This window comes from Virgibacillus aidingensis, assembly GCF_010994035.1.
Classification (GTDB): domain Bacteria; phylum Bacillota; class Bacilli; order Bacillales; family Amphibacillaceae; genus Virgibacillus_N.
Genome location: NZ_WIXN01000017.1, coordinates 38,526 through 55,582, shown reverse-complemented (window position 1 = coordinate 55,582; position 17,057 = coordinate 38,526). Strand labels below are relative to the sequence as shown.

Sequence of the window (17,057 nt, the reverse complement as noted above, 5' to 3'; positions counted from 1 at the left end):
TTTATGATAGAGTGCCTCTTCTTTTTTGGCTAGGATTTTGTAGAATTATCACCGAGAACTATTTTACACATACAAATTCATTGCTGCTTGAGGTATGTTTATCATTTGGAAAATTAGAAAATACTGTTAAACTAAGGAAAAGAATAGAGAGGAGGTAATAAATGTGTCTACAAATATTATTTTTGATATAGATGAAAAAAAAGATACAATCCTGGACGAAGAAAATAAAAAGGAATTGGAAGAAATCGTGCATGAGTTTAAAGCAGGTCATTATCCGAATGTAGTGACAAAGGCAAGAGCATTCAGGGGAAAATATAAGAAAGAAAAAATTTCTGCTTTTGCATTGCTCGTTGAAGCAATCAGCCTGGCTCAAATCGGAGCAGCAAAAGAATCTGCGGAAGTTATATCCAGCCTGTACCATAATCCAAGCGGGCACACAGTGGACGGGTTAATTGAATTGGGCGAATTGGCCTTTTTAAGTGATTATAAGTTGTCAAGGAGGATTTTGAGCGAAGCAGTAAAACGAATGGAAAATGATATTGAGGAGGATAGAATTAAGCTTGCCCGCGGCTATCTGGTACTTGGTGAAGCAGAGGAAAATCTGGAAAAATTCAAGCGTGCCGTCACCTATTATAAAAAAGGATTAAACTGTTTTGAAGAAAGCGATAAACGGGATCAATATATGATATTATTTTTGCATTTTAAATTAGGAGTGCTGCATTCAACCATTAATAAACCGGAGGATGCAATTTATTATTTGGATAAAACCATTGAATTGGCAGGAGAACCCCATAAAGATATTAAAATCAACAGCCTTGTAAGTATTGCAAAAACATACGGCAGCATGGAAAAAGATGATAAAGCCTATGAATATTTATCAAAGGCAATACCTTTATTGGAGAATTCCAGTCTGAAGAACAGGATGGTCCATGCAGAAGCTTTAACTGAGATGGCGTTTTATTATTTTAACCAATCCCGTCTGGAGGAGGCTATTCCGTATTATGAACAAGCAATTCATATTTATCGCGGCCTCACAACGTATTCTGCGAGAAAAATCGGCATGATTTATATGCAATATGCCTATTGTCTTGAACATAAACAGAATAGAAACTTTTCCCTCGCAGGAAGAAATTACGAATTTGCGGTGCATGAGCTGGAGAAATCAAATGACCGGGAGCTGCTTGAAAATGCACTTGCAGATGTTATTTCTTTCTTTGACCAAAGAAAAAACACAAAAAAGAAAAGATATTATGAAAATAAATTTGTTAAATTGACAAATACCAATGCTGATAAGGTAATGGAATAGGAAAACCAGGCAGTAAGGTATAAAGGAATAAAAACAAAGGCGTGAGGTTCCGGTCGGTGAATTACAGACTGCACCCGGCCGGGTCAGAGGATCAGTATTGGGACTGCGCTAAATGCTCGTCCCACCGTAATTATTTTGCCGGTTTCCGCACGCTTGCCGGGGCGATGTGAAATAATTTTGCCAATTTACCCACAGAACAAATTAGCCGTTTTCTAAGCTGAAAAAAGGACTGCCCTGCCTAAGCCGTTCACAGCTTAGGGGACAGCCCTTTAAAATTCCTTTTTAGGCCTCTTTATGTGCTTCAATTTCAAAGTTAATTGTTACTTCTTCCCCCACAAGCACGCCGCCGGTTTCAACAGCTGCATTCCATGTGAGGCCGAAATCTTTACGGTTAATAGTTGTTTCTCCACTGAAACCGGCAACTTGGTTTCCACTCATCGGATCTTTGCTTTGCCCTTCAAAATTCACATCAAGTACTACCGGCTTAGTTGTACCGTGTAAGGTAAGGTCTCCGGTAACCTCATAATTATTTTCTGATTTCTTCTTAATATCTGTTGCAGTAAAAGTAATTTTTGGGTGATTTTCCACATCGAAAAAATCGGCAGAACGAAGATGATCGTCACGGTCTTTATTTTTTGTGTCTATACTTGCTGCGTCAATGGTTATTTCAATTTTTGAATCGGTTAAATCATCCACATCCGCTTCAAGGACAGCATCAAAATCGTTAAAAGTTCCTTTCGCTTTTGAAATCATCATATGTTTTACAGAAAATCCGATTTCACTGTGGACTGTATCTACTTTCCAAACTGTTTTTGCCATTTCAAAGTCCTCCTTTATAATTATGTAACACTATAGTTACTTTATGTTACTTAGTATAAAATCATAAATGAGTAATGTCAAGTAATGATTCTTGTTAAAATTCTCTTATTAATTTTTAAAGGATCTTTGTCTTTTACCGAGATAGCGTGAAATGATACAGTGAATTAATTATTATACCGGTTTGTAATAGCTTACCCGATTGATGGGAAAAGCAAACAATTCAAATTCCTAATATTAATAGGCATTCCTCATCCTTTTAGTTTGTCTATATAAAAAATGATTAAAAAGTACAAGGATTTCAACAAATTTTGGAAATATACTGGAAAAATTCAGATTTTTTGGTATAATAAGTCTCAGGGTAAGAAAATTACCGAAATCCAACGTTTTCATTAAGGAGAGATTGCATGCAAAAAACCTATGATCCTACCTGGGATTTAGATATCCTTTTCCCCGGAGGAAGTGAATCAAAAGCATTTCATACATATTTGTCAGACATTGAAAAAGAAATAGTAAAACTGACTGCTGAAGTGGACAGTTATTCTCCTGAACAGCCCAACGGAATGACGGGGCTGGAGAACATTGTCGAACATATGGAAAAGATTACAAAAAAGGCAAGAGAAGCTTTTGCTTTTATCAGTTGCTTAAGCGCTCAGGATGTTAATGATACAAAGGCGAGCCTGCTTGTTGGAAAACGAAGTGAAATAAAAGCAAAATTGGATGCCATTCAGACAAACCTGGAACAAAAATTTATCCAAATCGATGAAGCAGCATGGAGTGATATGTTAAAATCGGACGCCCTCCAGGAAGTATCTTTTGTACTAAATGAAAATAGGGAAAGGGCGGAGGAACGTCTTTCTGTTGATGAGGAAGTACTGATCAATGACCTGGAAGTGGATGGGTATCATGGATGGGGTCAAATGTATGATACTATCGTAGGGGACATGCAGGTTGAACTCGAAGAACACGGAAAAACAAATGTATATTCTGTTGGTCAGGCCGCCAACAAAATCGTAAATCCGGATCGGAATATACGTAAACATGTGTTTAGCCAAATAAGTAAAGCCTGGAAGGAAAATGCGGATTTATTCGGGCAGACATTAAATCATTTGGCCGGTTTTCGACTGCAGAAATATAGACATCGGGGATGGGACGACGTTTTAAAGGAACCATTGGCAATCAACCGTATGCAAAAAGAAACATTGGATGCGATGTGGAAGGCCATTACTAACAATAAACAGTACTTTGTTGAATTTTTAAATAAGAAAGCAGAACTCTTGGGTATTGAAAAACTCAGTATGTATGATATAAGCGCGCCTGTTTCCGAATCAGTGAAAAAAATGCCATATACGCAAGGCGCAGATTTTATTATAGAACAGTTTGGCAAATTCAGCCCCAAAATGGCCGATTTTGCAAAAATGGCTTTTGAAAAACGCTGGATAGAAGCTGAAGATCGGGCAGGTAAACGGCCGGGCGGATTTTGCACGAGCTTTCCGGACAGTGAACAAACACGTATATTTATGACGTATTCAGGAACATCCTCCAATATTGCAACACTGGCACATGAATTGGGGCATGCTTATCATCAGCATGTGATGAATGATGTGAATGGTCTTAATCAGCGTTATGCGATGAATGTTGCCGAGACTGCATCTACATTTGCAGAAATGATTGTTGCTGATGCTGCCGTAAAGAATGCGCGAAATGCTGAAGAAAAATTGGCTTTACTGGAAGATAAAATACAGAGAAGTGTGGCGTTTTTCATGAATATTCATGCCAGATTTCTTTTTGAAACTTGGTTTTACGAGGAACGGAAGCAGGGACTGGTTCCTGTTGACCGCTTAAATGAACTGATGGTTGAAGCACAAAAGGAAGCTTATTGTGACGCATTGGAGGAGTATGATGAAAATTTCTGGTCTTCCAAGCTTCATTTTCATATTACAGGAGTTCCATTTTATAATTTTCCATACACCTTTGGCTATTTATTCAGTCTGGGAATCTACGCGGCAGCTAAAGAGCAGGGGGATGACTTTGAGGATGATTATATTGCGCTGCTTCGTGATACCGGAAAAATGAATGTCGAGGAACTGGCTGATAAACATTTACATGTTGATTTAACAAAGCCGGAGTTTTGGGAATCCGCACTTAAATTATGTATAGCAGATGTGAAGGAATTTTTAACCTTGGCAGATTAAAATGCGGGCCAGAAATTTGTATCTCCATCTCCATAGCTAGTGAAAAAATTGCATGAGGCGTCTAAATAGATTGAAGTTTCCTTAAGTCTGGTATAAAATATGGTTGAGTAAAAAAAGCAGAATATTGAAAGCCTGCAGGGGGAGCCTTTTGGCTGAGAGTGAACATGGTGCATGTTCTTACCCTTAGAACCTGTTAGTTAGTACTAGCGTAGGGATGATGGCTTTTTTGATGGAAAAAGTAATGTGAGCGGATTTCCCATCAGGAAGTCTTCCCCTTGGCATTGCTTTTTTTGCTTTTATAAAAAGGGGAGGTAATTTTATATGCGTTCAAGGAGAATCTTATTTTTAATTGAAGTGGCTATTTTTACGGCATTGGCGCTGCTATTGGACATTTTACCGTTTTTATCATTTAAAATTTGGGCACAGGGAGGATCTGTTTCGTTTGCCATGATTCCAATATTTATTGTTGCCTTCCGCTGGGGGTTAAAGGGCGGTTTGCTTTCCGGATTTTTATTGGGATTATTGCAGGTTGCCGCCGGAACAGCTTATATTCTGCATCCGGTTCAGGGCATTCTCGATTATGCGCTGGCTTTCACGGTGATTGGTGTGGCGGGTGTGTTTGCCAAAACAGTGCAGCAATCTGTGAAAAACGGTGAAACCAAAACATATTTAACTTATATTACATTGGGGGTCTTATTAGGCAGTGCACTTCGATTCCTTGCACATTTTACAGCAGGCATGGTCTTTTTCGGTTCTGCCGTCGAAGGGCAGCCGGCATGGCTTTATTCATTAATCTATAATGCTTCCTATATGCTGCCATCATTTGTTTTATGTACGGTACTTGTATTTTTCTTATTTCATAAGCAGCCAAGAACACTCATTAATGCAGCATAAATCAATAAGCCGCTCACAAGGTAATCTCCATGAACGAGGTTACCTTTTCTGTACTGTGCGTGAAATGATTTTCTTGATTGAAATCTGCAATAGGAAAGGGAAAACGGCAGCAGCCGGCTTCCCTTCCGTGGATTACAATAAATAGTTAACATCTTCATCTGTTACGATTAATAATACTTTACCTTCATCCATCTCTTCTTCGTATTTGTTTGCTTCTTCCTCGGATAATCCTATTTCATTCAGTTTTGTGCGTAATTCGTCCCCTTTGCTGCTGAAGAGGTTTCCGACTGCATTTCCGAAATCCATTTCTTTCATTCCGATTGTATTTGCATCAGCATTGCCTGCAATGCGGTCTGTACGGTCATTGTCATGGGAAATGACATAGACATTGTTCTTATCGACACCACGGTCCTTCAAGATGCTTACATCAGTAACAAGCTGTTCATCATTCGTATATTCCTTGATAAATGGTTTCATTTAAAATACCTCCTTGGATGATTTTATGGCGGGAAATGTATTTATCCCGCTCCCAACTGCTCATTTATTTCATTCCCGTATGTATACGAACTAAACACATGAATTTTGCATAGGCTATATGACCAATGAAGAAAGGAAGGGAAGAATATGGAGCTTACGCTGCCCCATTGGTTATATGGTTTGATTACATTAGTTATCATTGCTACCATGATTTTTCGCAAAGGCGTCGTAATGCCTACTTTATTCGGAACATTTATTGTTGCCTGGGCTTATCAGGGTAATATAATTGACGGATTCACGGCAATATTTCAGGCTAATCTGGTTGCTGCCCAAGAATTATTTAACATATTTTTAATCATTACCTTTATGCTTGCTCTGTTAAATTCTTTAAAAGATTTAGGTGCCGACAGAAAAATGATCCAGCCGATTCAGAGAATGATGACAAATGGCCATATATCCTTCTTTGTCTTAGTCGGTGTCACCTATGTTATTTCACTGTTTTTTTGGCCGACGCCGGCAGTGCCGTTGATTTGCGCGCTTCTCGTACCTGCCGCAGTACGTGCCGGATTACCTGTTATGACGGCTGCTGTTGCCATTGCTATCGCCGGCCAGGGTATGGCTCTTTCTTCCGACTATATTGTCCAGGTTGCACCAAGCTTGTCAGCGATAGCTGCAGGTGTTGATACGGCTGCCGTTGCAGATAAAGCACTGATATTATCTATCGTATCAGGTGGAGTTGCCATTTTGCTTGCTTATTTGCTGTACAGAAAAAATATACGCTCCAGGGATGATGAAAGAAATGAAATTGAAGTACAAAATATGCAATACGCTTCTCGTACGGATAAAAAACAGGGAACAAAAAATTTGGATAAATGGAGCAGGATATTTGCCATTCTCGTGCCATTAACGCTTTTAAGTGTTGTTATTTATATGGTTTATGAAAAGCTGATGAGTGGAAGAATGAGTGGACTGGAAGGCGGAGATGGCGCAGCACTCGTGGGTGGTGTTGCAGTGATTCTGCTTTTACTGTCTACAATAGCTTTCGGAAAACAGCATGCCCTTGAATATATCAGCACACATATTACAGATGGTTTTACTTTTGCCTTTAAAGCGATGGGACCAGTAATACCAATTGCCGGCTTTTTCTTTCTGGGAAGTCCTGATTTTGCGGGAAGTATTCTAGGTATGGAAGAGAATGCCCCGGCCTTTTTATTCGATCTTGTGGAAGCTTCACAGGATTATATTCCACATAGTGCTCTATTGGCGGCACTCAGCATTTTAATCGTCGGAATTATAACCGGACTTGATGGATCAGGTTTCTCCGGTCTGCCGTTGACAGGTGCACTGTCTGCTTCTCTTGCAAATGCTTCCATTGATGCCGGTACACTTGCTGCAATTGGGCAAATGGGGTCGATCTGGACAGGCGGCGGAACAATTGTTGCCTGGTCCTCGCTGATCGCCATTGCCGGATTCTGTGGTATACCCGTAATGGATCTGGTACGCAAAAACTTTATACCTGTTATAGCAGGACTCCTTTTCTGCACCATAATTGCTGTTATGTTTTTATAGAAAAAGGTGTTTCCTTGTTATTTGCTGTTTCCTTTTGCTACACTTACTTTTAAATAAGTTTAATGAAAGCAGCAAAGGAGGCAGCACGATGTCTGGTTCAACCGGAACAATTGTAGAAGAATCACTTCAAGCCTTAATGGATGATCAAACATTCTTACCTGACCTGAAAGCGGAGATCAGGGAGAAAGCTTTTTCATCATTGGTTTCTATCCTGTCTACACCTAATCATGTCAATAAATCTTTTTTGAGGATTGCGCTGGATAACAAGAAAGTAGTACGTATTCCTGCTTTTCGTATACAGCATAACAACATATTAGGTCCGTATAAAGGCGGAATCCGTTTTCATGAGTCCGTGAGTGAGGAGGAAACGAGTAACCTTGCATCCTTGATGACACTAAAAAATGCTTTGCATGATGTGCCTTTTGGCGGCGGCAAAGGCGGTGTTGTGATTAATCCACGAAATTTCAGCAATAAGGAACTGAATCTTGTTTGCAAAAAATATGTGCAATACTTCAGCGGGATATTGGGACCGGATAAAGATATTCCAGCTCCGGACGTAGGAACCGGCGAACGGGAAATGGATTGGATGATGGGGGAATATAAAAGTATTCACCCGGGTCAAAGCTACCTGGGAAGCTTTACAGGTAAGAGTGTGGATAATGGTGGTTCTTTAGGGAGAAAGGATGCAACAGGAAAGGGTGTTTATTTTTCTTTCCGCTACCTGCTTCATGATTTTATGGAAAAGCAATATAAGTGGATGGTTGAAAGGGAGAACCCTTTTGCAAAAACAATACTGAATTATTATGGAAAGCCGCTGAAGCTTGCAGTGCAGGGTTTTGGGAATGTGGGTTCCGTAGTTGCACTGGAAGCACATAATTGTAATCTCCTGAATAATAAAGTGGTTTCTGTCAGCGATCAAAATGTAACGCTTTATAATTCCGATGGATTGGATATTCCAAGTCTTGTTCAGTATGTCAAAAAAAATAATGGAGATTTACCGGTCAGCCACGAACAATTAACTGAAGCAGAAGTAAAAGCAACCATTTTGGATCGGGATGATCTATTGACTTTGGAAGTAGATGTTTTATTTTTGGCGGCACTTGAAGACCAGATTCATAGTGAAAATATGGATGATATCCAAGCGGACATTATTGTTGAGGGAGCAAATGCGCCCACTACCGGAGAAGCTGATGCCAATTTAAAAGAAAAGGGAAAAGTGATTATTCCGGATATACTGGCGAATGCCGGCGGGGTGATCGTATCTTATTTAGAATGGCTGCAAGGCAGGGAGACACAATTTTATACGGAAGAGGAAGTATACGATCGGCTATTTGAGAAGTTCCGTGAAACATGTGACAAAGTTTACCCCCAATATTTCGGTGATGCGTATTCCTTGCGGGAAAATTGTTATATTCATGCAGTAACGAAGCTTTCTACCGTTCTGTATCGACAGGGTAAATTATATTAAAGTAAAGAAGAAAATCGACAGGAATGCAAAAATCCTGTCGATTTTTTTGTTCTGGCCCAGGAAATGATATGATTCACAAAGAATTTACATTCGTAAAAAACAAATTCATACTATTATCTGCGTCTGAATGATCAGCTTTAAACGCCGATTCTTAAGGCAAAGCTGGTCTGCATGGCTAGGCGAGTCGCAGGTCTGTACGTCGCTAAACGGTCTCTTGCACTCTCGTTCTTTAAAGGTAATTTAAAAGTATTGTAATTTATTAAATTATAAATTAATATAAAATTGTAATAAATATACATTCCCGTACATAATTTTTATGAGGGAAGAAGCTTGTCTGTTAGCGGACAAAATAAACTAAAGGGAGGTAGTAAAGTTTGTCAGGTATTTTAATTGCACTTATAGGGATGGCAGTTTTCGCACTCGGTTATCGATACTATTCCAAGTTCATAGCAGAAAAGATCTTCAGGCTTGACCCTAATTATGTTACTCCTGCGCACAAATACAAAGATGGAGTGGATTTTGTACCTACAAACAAGTTTGTACTTTGGGGACATCATTTCTCTTCCATAGCCGGTGCAGCTCCCATCCTCGGACCGGCCATCGCCCTCTATTGGGGGTGGCTGCCTGCACTGCTCTGGGTGGTTTTAGGAACAGTTTTTGCTGCAGGGGTTCATGACTTTGGAACTCTCGTCTTATCTGTCAGAAATAAGGGCCAGTCGGTTGGTACATTAGCCCACCGATTAGTCGGTCAAAGAGCCAAAATTCTATTTTTATTTATTATCCTGATTCTCGTTTTAATGGTAAATGCTGTGTTTGCCTGGGTAGTTGCCAATTTATTTATCTCTTACCCATCAAGTGTACTGCCTGTATTTATCCAAATTCCACTAGCTGTTTGGATTGGTTATGTAGTCTATAAAGGCAAAACAAAGATGCTAATCCCCTCTTTGCTTGCGCTGGCAGTGATGTACGGGGTTGCTATTATCGCAAGCAGGGTAGAGTTTCTGCAAATAGACATTGTTCAATATTTTGGTGGCGAAGGCGCTGCGGGAATTTTTGGACTGGGTGCGGTGTCTTCTGCTTTCTTTATTTGGATAATTATTCTCATGATATATGTATATATAGCTTCTACGCTGCCGGTTTGGAAGCTTTTGCAGCCAAGGGATTTCATCAATTCCCACCAGCTTGTATTAGGATTGGTTATTCTATATATAGGTCTATTTTTAACAAACCCCCAAATGACAGCACCTGTAACAAATTCAGGTGCAGACACGCCATGGCTGCCGTTGCTGTTCATTACCATTGCCTGCGGGGCAATATCCGGTTTTCACGGGCTTGTTTCTTCGGGAACTTCTGCCAAACAGTTAAACAATGAGACGGAAGCACGGTTTGTCGGGTATGCAGGAGCAGTTGGCGAAGGGATTTTAGCACTTCTTTCCATTATTGCAGTAGGAACCTTTTTTGCTACCCAAAGTGATTTCTTTGCAACTTATGGGAGCTTTGTGGATGCCAATGAAGCAGGGCTGGGTGTTTTCATTGAAGGGGCTTCCGTCCTTGCCGGAGGGCTGGCGATACCTCCCGATATTGCAACAACGCTGGTTTCCATTATGGTTATCAGTTTTGCTGCAACATCACTGGATACATCGGTAAGGTTAATGCGTTATATTATTGGTGAATTAGGTATAGAGTATAAAGTACCAACATTAAATAAAAAACATGTAGCAACATCTATTGCAGTAGGAACAAGCGCTGCACTTGTATTGCTGCCGGAAGGGCCGCAAGGTTTCGGTTCCGGCGGATACTTGCTCTGGCCATTATTCGGTACGTCAAATCAATTGCTTGCAGCTATCAGTTTAATGCTGATTGCGGTTTGGCTGAAACGATTGGGACGTAATTATATTGCCGTAATCATTCCAATGATTTTCGTCATGGCAATGACTTTATGGGCCATGTTCCAGCAGGTAATATTCGAATGGTCATGGTTCGGCACGGAATCAAACACATTGTTATTTATTCTGGGATCCATTATTTTTGTATTTGCGATATGGATTATCCTGACGGCTGTCCAGGTGATGACAGGGAAATATGACAAACCCCTTGATAGTGATCATTAAAAGGATTAGGTGAAGAAAAGGGATCATATAATAGGTCCCTTTTCTTGTATATATCACCGGGTTAATGATAATTTAGAAAATAGGTATACTATTCAAACACGAGGTGAATCATATGCTGGATAAAGTCAAAAAGCTAATAGAATTTTATGAAGAAGTATTGAGTATGCCGCATCGCCAGGAAGTTGCCCGTGAACTGAGGGATGAAGATGATTTATTTCTGCTGCTCTTATATTCCGAGATGATTGGCATACCGAATCCGGTTTATTATTATACGCTGGAACTTTATCCATATATGATTGAAAAATTTCATGACTGGCATCTCAGGATGGGGATGGAGAAATCCCCTCTGACAGGCATACGATGCTGCTGATTTAAACTTACTTTGATTTTGAATGGAAAAGGTGAATGATCAATGAAGGAATTAAATCGCAAAATAATCTTCCTGGGAGGAAAGGGGGGCGTAGGCAAGTCCACTTCAGCTGCAAGTCTTGCCTGGAAACTGGCTGAGGAAGATAATAAAACACTGCTTGTGTCCACAGATCCTGCACATAATCTGGGAGATATTTTCGGACAATCGATCGGCGGCAGGATAAAAAAAGTTACCAGTTCATTATCCGCACTTGAAATTGACCCTGAAATCGAGACGACTAATTATATTAATAGTGTAAAAGATAATATAAAGGGTACAGTACATTCAGGAATGATGGAAGAGGTTCATCGGCAGCTGGATACAGCAAAGGCCTCCCCCGGGGCAGATGAAGCAGCGCTGTTTGACAAACTGATCTCCATCATATTGGAAGAAAGAAAAAAATATGACAAAATTATTTTTGATACTGCACCTACCGGTCATACGATCCGGCTGCTTTCTCTGCCTGAATTAATGGGCGTCTGGATAGAAGGCCTGCTGCAGAAACGCCGAAAGACGAATGAGAATTATACCCGGCTGTTAAATGATGGCGAACCGGTTGAGGATCCTATTTACAATGTGTTAAGGGAACGGCAGGAGCGTTTTTCCAAGGCAAGAGAAATTTTGCTTGATCCAAATATGACGGGGTTTATCTTTGTTCTGAATCCGGAAAGGCTGCCGATTGCCGAGACAAAAAAAGCAATTAAACTGCTTGATCAGTATAAATTGAATGTAAAAACACTGATTGTAAATAAAATGCTGCCGGAAGAAGCAGAAGGAGCATTTTTTGCCGAACGGAAAAAACATGAGAAACAGTATGTGGATTTAATAGAAGAAACATTTTCAGATAAACATTTGATCTATATTCCTTTACTTCCTCAGGACATTGCGAGCAAACAACACTTAGAGTTATTCAGTAAACATCTTGGCAACGGCGTTTCCGTCTGAAAATCCGGCGGAAGCCAGGCTTTTTAATAGAAAGGGGATTAGCAATGAAAGCATTTGTACATGAATTCGGAGAATTGAAAATCAAGGAAATGGATGAGCCAACTGCTAAAGAAGGGGAAGTTGTTATTCAATTAAAAACTGCAGGTTTAAACCGCCGTGATCTAATGATTCCCAAGCGAAGAGGCGACACCAAGGATGCTCTCATCCTTGGTTCAGACGGTGCCGGTGAAATTGAAACAGTTGGAGCAGGAGTTACCGCCTTTAAACCGGGGGATGAAGTGATCATTAACCCTGCACTGAGATGGTATGAAAATAGTGATGCACCGCCTAAAGAATTTGATATTTTAGGCATGCCGGACCACGGTACCTTTGCTGAAAAAATTGCCATTTCCGAGGAACAGGTGGAGAAAAAGCCGGGACATATTTCCTGGGAGGAGGCAGGTGTCCTCAGTTTATCCGCTTTAACAGGCTATCGTGCTCTGTTTACCAGAGCGCAGGTAAAGGAAGGGGATACTGTATTTATTCCGGGAGCGGGAAGCGGAGTTTCCACATATTTAATCAACTTTGCTAAAAATGCAGGTGCCAGGGTAATTGTAACATCCCGAAGTGAGGAGAAGCTGGAAAAAGCGAAAGCGTTGGGCGCAGATATTGTTCTTCATACAAACAGTGACTGGAAACAGGAACTGGAAAAAGAAACAGTGGACATAGTTATTGACAGTGTTGGCAGGGCGACCTTTAACCGTTCTTTGGAAGTTTTGAAAAAGGGCGGTAAAATGGTTGTGTTTGGTGCTACAACTGAAGATGTGATTGATTTTGATTTACGTTCCTTCTTTTACGGACAGTATCAGCTTATTGGCTCCACGATGGGAAGCAGACAGGAGCTTCACGCACTATTGAACCATATGGACAATTTTCAAATGCATCCTGTTGTTGACAAAACATTCCCTCTTGAAAATATTCAGGATGCATTTAATTATTTAAAGGAAAACAAGCAATTTGGAAAAGTCGCTATAAAAATGTAACGGTGACTTCCGGCAAAAACTGCTCTTTACATATAAGACAATGTAAGGAGCAGTTTATTATTTTAAGAAGGGACGTATCAGTTCTGTTGCGTGTTGAAGCTTCCTGCTGTTTCTTTCATATAGTTCTTTTGATTCCACGTTTTCGGTGGCCAGGGCAAAGAGTTCCAGATCAGCCTGGCATTTTTTCATAGTTGCAAGCAGGAGCGGTTTTTCCGATGGCTCAGGCACGACAAGTTTATCGTCATATAAATCAACATACAGTTGTCCATCATGATCTGCCTGTCCCAAAAAAACATTTTCTATGCTTACGTTCATTTTATCCAATTCCGTTTCAAGCCAGTTTTTGTTTAAATTCAGATTTGCCAAAGGTTCAAGCAGCACTTTACCGTCCATAATTACTGTTTGCGGTTCTTTGTCGGGTGCTAGATTTAAACCCAAATCTTTTGCAGTCAGGGGACGGTTTTCCCTTTTTGGCAATACACTTAATGTTCCTGTCGGCTCCAGAACAGCAAATTCCACATCTGATGCAAGAAAAATATTATTGTCCCGCAGTTTTTCGAGAAGATCATCAGTGGAGTATCCTTCTTTCTTTAAGTTGTCTTCCATAATTTTTCCGTCCTGAATAAACACGGTACTTTTTCCTTGCGTGAAATTACGAAAGGTTTTGCTTTTTAGGGAAAATAATTCTACTCCAAATGGAATGATGAACCAAATAAACATAGCTATCAGCCCATAAATAATGTTAGACTCGGGAGTGACGGTGTGAATGGCAACGATTCCGCCCAGGACCACCCCCGAAATATATTCGAAAATATTCATATGTGACAGATGTTTTTTACCAAGCCATTTGGTGAGGAAAAATAACGCCACTAATAAAATGAGTGATTTGACAATCAAGGTTATCCATCCGGGCATGTGGTTTTAGTCCCTCCTTATAACTTACTTATATTGTGGTTCTTCTTTGGTCAGTTGTATCACTTGTTTTTGCAGATCATTTTTAATACTAGCCATGATTTTTTCTGCTTCCTTAAACTTTGCATGCGCCTCATACTTCTGCGTTTTGCTGGCCAGTAACTGAATGGTTGCTTCTGCACTTTTGATGGACGAAAAACAGCTTTTTACCTGTGAACCAACAGTCATATGAAAAGCCTCCTAGCCTTTAGGTTTAAATAATATAGCACCGATAACCCCAAAGATAATTGCTGCTGATATACCGGCACTGGTTACTTCAAACATCCCGGTAACAACCCCGATTAACCCATGTTTTTCTGCTTCTTGCATAGCTCCGTGTACTAGTTGGTTGCCGAAGCTGGTAATTGGAACGGTGACACCTGCCCCTGCAAAGTCAATTAATGGCTCATACAGTCCCAAACCATCCAGCACAGCACCGGCAATAACCAGGATCGTCAATGTTTGCCCCGGGTTTAATTTAAAGACGTCAAACATTATTTGTCCGATCACACATATTATTCCTCCGATAACAAAAGCCCAAAAAAAGATCATGCTATATCACTTCCTGACTCTATCGAAACTGCATGGGCAATGCAGGGAATGGGATCTTTCTGCTGTACACTTAATGGGGAATGAAGAGAGCCTGTTGCTACAACAAGTATTCGTTTTAACTCTCCTTTTTTCATGCGGTTCAAAAAATGGCCGAATGTAACGATTGCAGAGCATGCCGGACCGCTTGCCCCGGCCAATACAGGCTGGCTCTCTCTATAAATTGTCAGTCCGCAGTCAACATATTTATCTTCCGGGATTACAAGTCCCCTTTTATTTAACAGGTCGAGTGAAGTTTCCCTGCCAATATGACCGAGGTCCCCTGTAATAATTAAATCATAGTGGGATGGATCCAGATTTGTTTCCTTAAAATGTGTTTCGATGGTATCGACTGCTGCAGGCGCCATAGCACCTCCCATATTAAATGGATCGGTCATACCCATGTCGACTATTTTTCCGATGGTGGCTGAAGTAATAACAGGCCCCTTGCCTTCTTTAGCCACAAGTGCACAGCCAGCTCCAGTTACAGTCCACTGGGCTGTAGGCGGCTTTTGTCCGCCATATTCAGTCGGGTAGCGGAACTGTTTTTCTGCTGCTGCATTATGACTCGAAGTTCCGCTTAAAATATAATCTGCTCCATTGGCGTTAATAATGGCTGCAGCAAGTGCTAGGCTTTCCGTTGATGTAGCACATGCGCTAAACAAGCCTAAATACGGCAGTCCCATTGTTTTTGCAGCAAAACTGGTTGGTGTTATCTGATTTATTAAATCTCCGCTGATAAAAAACTGAACATCTTCTTTTTCAATGCTGGTTTTTTTGACAGCAATTTGACATGCTTCCTCCATTAATGTTTGCTGGGATTTTTCAAATGAATCCTGTTCCAGCCACATATCTTCATGCAAAAGATCAAAATCATTGGCGATATTTCCTTTCGCTTCAAATGGTCCGCCTACAGTACCAGTGGAAATAATGACCGGTTTATTTGCAAAAGTCCATGTTTGATGACCTGTCAGCATTTATAGTCCACCCCATTGGATGAGAATTGTTTTAATAAGCGCAATGACAAATGCACTAAAGACACCATATACGATAACCGGGCCGGCGAGTTTAAGCATATTGCTGCCCACCCCGAGAATAAATCCTTCTGTGCGGTACTCAATAGCTGAAGAAATTACTGCATTTCCAAAACCGGTAACAGGGACAGCAGTTCCTGCGCCGGCAAATTGTCCAATCCTGTCATACACGCCAAACCCTGTCAGCAGCATTGTAATAAATATTAGTGTGGCAACAGTCGGGCTTCCTGCAGTTTGTTCGGTAAAGTTAAAGAAATAAATATAAAAAGTAGTGATCAGCTGACCGATAAAACAAATAAAACCGCCGACAAGAAATGCTTTTATGCAATTTTTAAGGATAGGTCTTTTTACTTCTCTTTTATCATGAAATGTCTGGTATTCCTGTGCATCAGGAGGCAAGTTTTTTTTCTTTTTATCTGCCATAATGCTTTCATTCCTTTATGTTTGTTCTTTCGATAAGCTGATTAATTTATCCAGTTCTTTTTCCAGTTTTTTGGGGGAATAGGCAATGTCTTTTTGTATTTCTTTTTCCAGCCTATCAAGTTCAAGAATTATTTTTTTATCTGTGGAAAATTCTACTGTGATGTGCGGGAATTGTTCTTCCATTTCTTTTTTGAGCTGTTTTTTTATGTTAGCCAGATTAAAACGTTCATTATGTTTTACTTCTACAGCCATAAGCATTTTTTTGTCCGTATTTACTGCTTTAGCTGCAGTTACTTCAGCATATTTACGCATACTGTCTTTTGCCTGATTGGAAATATGCTGATCAAGTTGATGGTCTTTTGATATTTTCATCAATTCAATATCATTATTTGGTGAGCCTGCCGGTTCCAAAACCGAATCGTCTGTATTGCACCCGGCAATTACTGCAATCATACTGGCAATGAGCAGCCATCTCTTTACAGGCATATTCCTCACTCATTTCTCTTCTGGTTTTTAAGGAGGCAGGTTCCCCCGCCCCGTCTTAGATCACATATAGAGACAAAATTAGGATATTTAATCGCTTAAGGAATTTGGGTGAAACGAGTACATGATGAAAAACTAAAAACCTTTATACTGCGGTTCCTGCTGTTCTATCTGCTGAATTCTCGGTTCAACGGATTGTAAAATAGCCATAGTTTGTTTTGCGGCATTTTCATATAGCTGTTTTGCTTGTTTGTTTTCTGTTTGCAATGCAAATTGTTCAAAGCTTGCCTGTGCACTTTTAAGTCCGGCAATAGTCTGTTTCACCTGTGATCCCACAGTCATAAGAGTATCCTCCTTTTGATTAAC

The 17,057-nt window shown here is 40.3% G+C and carries 18 protein-coding genes and 1 riboswitch; of the genes, 9 read left to right on the top strand and 9 right to left on the bottom strand.

What is annotated here, in order from left to right; genetic code table 11:
• Window positions 1-163: 163 nt before the first annotated feature.
• Window positions 164-1,306 carry a tetratricopeptide repeat protein gene (locus GHD25_RS14160; protein WP_164217949.1) on the top strand — a complete coding sequence of 381 codons (1,143 nt, stop codon included), beginning with the start codon at window positions 164-166 and terminating at the stop codon, window positions 1,304-1,306.
• A 282-nt stretch (window positions 1,307-1,588) separates the two neighbouring features.
• Here GHD25_RS14160 and GHD25_RS14155 read toward each other — a convergent pair whose 3' ends face one another.
• Entirely contained in the window at window positions 1,589-2,125 is a 537-nt protein-coding gene (locus GHD25_RS14155; RefSeq protein WP_164217947.1) for a YceI family protein, read from the bottom strand.
• 404 nt (window positions 2,126-2,529) lie between these two features.
• On the opposite strand from GHD25_RS14155, the gene GHD25_RS14150 reads away from it, so the two are divergent.
• Together GHD25_RS14150 and thiT are read left to right on the top strand one after the other, a co-directional pair.
• Window positions 2,530-4,317 carry a M3 family oligoendopeptidase gene (locus tag GHD25_RS14150; protein WP_164217945.1) on the top strand — a complete coding sequence of 596 codons (1,788 nt, stop codon included), beginning with the start codon at window positions 2,530-2,532 and terminating at the stop codon, window positions 4,315-4,317.
• A gap of 127 nt (window positions 4,318-4,444) precedes the next feature.
• A riboswitch (TPP riboswitch) is annotated at window positions 4,445-4,549 on the top strand.
• Between the two features lie 89 nt (window positions 4,550-4,638).
• Window positions 4,639-5,211, top strand: a complete 573-nt coding sequence (gene thiT, locus GHD25_RS14145) for an energy-coupled thiamine transporter ThiT (RefSeq protein ID WP_164217943.1) — start codon at window positions 4,639-4,641, stop codon at window positions 5,209-5,211.
• A gap of 132 nt (window positions 5,212-5,343) precedes the next feature.
• Here thiT and GHD25_RS14140 read toward each other — a convergent pair whose 3' ends face one another.
• Window positions 5,344-5,688, bottom strand: a complete 345-nt coding sequence (locus GHD25_RS14140; protein WP_164217941.1) for a YflT domain-containing protein — start codon at window positions 5,686-5,688, stop codon at window positions 5,344-5,346.
• A gap of 147 nt (window positions 5,689-5,835) precedes the next feature.
• Between GHD25_RS14140 and GHD25_RS14135 the strand changes: the two genes are divergently transcribed.
• The 6 genes from GHD25_RS14135 (at window position 5,836) to GHD25_RS14110 (ending at window position 13,212) form a co-directional block, all read left to right on the top strand.
• Complete coding sequence (locus tag GHD25_RS14135; protein ID WP_164217939.1) at window positions 5,836-7,257, top strand: hypothetical protein; 1,422 nt, start codon at window positions 5,836-5,838, stop codon at window positions 7,255-7,257.
• Between the two features lie 88 nt (window positions 7,258-7,345).
• Complete coding sequence (locus GHD25_RS14130) at window positions 7,346-8,725, top strand: Glu/Leu/Phe/Val family dehydrogenase (RefSeq protein WP_164217937.1); 1,380 nt, start codon at window positions 7,346-7,348, stop codon at window positions 8,723-8,725.
• Between the two features lie 374 nt (window positions 8,726-9,099).
• The gene (locus tag GHD25_RS14125; RefSeq protein ID WP_164217935.1) at window positions 9,100-10,836 is read left to right on the top strand and encodes a carbon starvation CstA family protein; all 1,737 of its coding nucleotides are present in this window, start codon (window positions 9,100-9,102) and stop codon (window positions 10,834-10,836) included.
• 112 nt (window positions 10,837-10,948) lie between these two features.
• Complete coding sequence (locus GHD25_RS14120) at window positions 10,949-11,206, top strand: cory-CC-star protein (protein ID WP_164217933.1); 258 nt, start codon at window positions 10,949-10,951, stop codon at window positions 11,204-11,206.
• Between the two features lie 42 nt (window positions 11,207-11,248).
• On the top strand, window positions 11,249-12,190 hold the full coding sequence (locus tag GHD25_RS14115) for an ArsA family ATPase (protein WP_164217931.1): 942 nt from the start codon (window positions 11,249-11,251) through the stop codon (window positions 12,188-12,190).
• Window positions 12,191-12,234: 44 nt separating this feature from the next.
• A complete protein-coding gene (locus GHD25_RS14110; protein WP_164217929.1) occupies window positions 12,235-13,212 on the top strand; it encodes a zinc-binding dehydrogenase in 978 nt (325 codons plus the stop codon).
• A 57-nt stretch (window positions 13,213-13,269) separates the two neighbouring features.
• Here GHD25_RS14110 and GHD25_RS14105 read toward each other — a convergent pair whose 3' ends face one another.
• From GHD25_RS14105 to GHD25_RS14075, 7 genes are all read right to left on the bottom strand, one after another.
• Window positions 13,270-14,127 (bottom strand): DUF421 domain-containing protein, encoded by an 858-nt coding sequence (locus GHD25_RS14105; protein WP_164217927.1) that lies wholly within the window; start codon window positions 14,125-14,127, stop codon window positions 13,270-13,272.
• Window positions 14,128-14,151: 24 nt separating this feature from the next.
• Window positions 14,152-14,352: a DUF1657 domain-containing protein gene (locus tag GHD25_RS14100; RefSeq protein ID WP_164217925.1), complete on the bottom strand. Its 201-nt coding sequence runs from the start codon at window positions 14,350-14,352 to the stop codon at window positions 14,152-14,154.
• Between the two features lie 12 nt (window positions 14,353-14,364).
• Window positions 14,365-14,715: a stage V sporulation protein AE gene (gene spoVAE, locus GHD25_RS14095; protein ID WP_164217923.1), complete on the bottom strand. Its 351-nt coding sequence runs from the start codon at window positions 14,713-14,715 to the stop codon at window positions 14,365-14,367.
• Window positions 14,712-15,728: a stage V sporulation protein AD gene (gene spoVAD / locus GHD25_RS14090; RefSeq protein ID WP_164217922.1), complete on the bottom strand. Its 1,017-nt coding sequence runs from the start codon at window positions 15,726-15,728 to the stop codon at window positions 14,712-14,714. Before spoVAD ends, spoVAE begins: the two co-directional genes overlap by 4 nt.
• Window positions 15,729-16,208 (bottom strand): stage V sporulation protein AC, encoded by a 480-nt coding sequence (spoVAC, locus tag GHD25_RS14085; protein WP_164217920.1) that lies wholly within the window; start codon window positions 16,206-16,208, stop codon window positions 15,729-15,731.
• 15 nt (window positions 16,209-16,223) lie between these two features.
• Window positions 16,224-16,694, bottom strand: coding sequence for a YhcN/YlaJ family sporulation lipoprotein (locus GHD25_RS14080; RefSeq protein WP_164217918.1), 471 nt, complete (start codon window positions 16,692-16,694; stop codon window positions 16,224-16,226).
• Window positions 16,695-16,826: 132 nt separating this feature from the next.
• Window positions 16,827-17,033, bottom strand: a complete 207-nt coding sequence (locus tag GHD25_RS14075) for a DUF1657 domain-containing protein (protein ID WP_164217916.1) — start codon at window positions 17,031-17,033, stop codon at window positions 16,827-16,829.
• Window positions 17,034-17,057: the final 24 nt, after the last annotated feature.